Annotated in this window: 1 protein-coding gene; it reads left to right on the top strand. The window is 68.8% G+C overall.

Going from position 1 to position 461, the window contains the following annotated elements; genetic code table 11:
* On the top strand, positions 1 to 461 hold a 461-nt coding region (locus QN345_RS19795), incomplete at both ends, for a DDE-type integrase/transposase/recombinase (protein ID WP_323509212.1).

A 461-nucleotide genomic window follows, 5' to 3' on the forward strand; every position in this document is an offset into this window, starting at 1 on the left:
CGGCCGCTCGCGGAGCCCGCCTACCGGGGCCGGGTCACGGACCCGTTCCTGCCCAAGATCGAGGAATGGGTGGAGGCCTCTCAGGGCAAGATCCGTGCGGACCGGGCCCACGCGAAACTGATCGGCCTGGGCTTTGCGGGGTCGGAGCGGTCGACGCGGCGCGCGGTCGCGCAGGTCCGTGCTGCGTTCCGGCTTGGCCGGGTGCGGGTGCACCGGCCGTGGATCACGGAGCCGGGAATGTGGTTGCAGTATGACTTCGGCGACGGCCCCGTCATCGACGGGAAGAAAACGGTGTTGTTCGTCGCGTGGCTAGCGTGGTCACGGTTCCGTATCGTGATCGCGTTACGGGATCGGACGGCGCCGAGCGTGTTCGCCGCGCTGGACCGCTCGTTCCGGCTCCTCGGCGGCGCCCCGACCTACGTCCTGACCGATAACGAGAAAACGGTGACCGTCTCCCATGT

It is taken from the genome of Cryobacterium sp. 10I1, assembly GCF_035019805.1.
Classification (GTDB): domain Bacteria; phylum Actinomycetota; class Actinomycetes; order Actinomycetales; family Microbacteriaceae; genus Cryobacterium; species Cryobacterium glucosi.